Below are 332 nucleotides of genomic sequence, written 5' to 3'. Positions count from 1 at the left end.
CGCGCCGGTGATCTTGACCCGGTTGATCGCGACCATGCCGTAGTCCAGGGCGCGGCCCATGCGCGCCTGCCGGGCGCCGTTCTCGGTGACGACATAGGCGACGAGGCCGTACTCGGTGGCATTGGCGCGGGCGACGACTTCCGCCTCGTCGTCGAACGGCGTGACCGCAGCGACGGGACCGAAGGTTTCCTCATGCATGATCAGCGCTTCGTCCGGCACGTCGACGAGCAGGGTCGGCTGGTAGAACAGCGGCCCGGCCGCGTGGCGCTTGCCGCCGGTCAGGCAGCTCGCGCCGAGAGCGAGCGCATCGGCCACCTGTTCCTCCACCTTCT

1 protein-coding gene is annotated in these 332 nt (G+C 69.6%); it reads right to left on the bottom strand.

Annotated features, from left to right (window positions below; translation table 11 throughout):
• Positions 1-332 (bottom strand): aldehyde dehydrogenase family protein (locus EN852_RS37460; RefSeq protein ID WP_135879812.1); only part of this gene is annotated, 332 nt, incomplete at both ends.

Origin of the sequence: Mesorhizobium sp. M2E.F.Ca.ET.209.01.1.1, assembly GCF_004010375.2 — a bacterium.
Classification (GTDB): domain Bacteria; phylum Pseudomonadota; class Alphaproteobacteria; order Rhizobiales; family Rhizobiaceae; genus Mesorhizobium.
The sequence above is the reverse complement of the archived record's forward strand: the minus strand, read 5'-3'. Positions and strand labels throughout refer to the sequence as shown.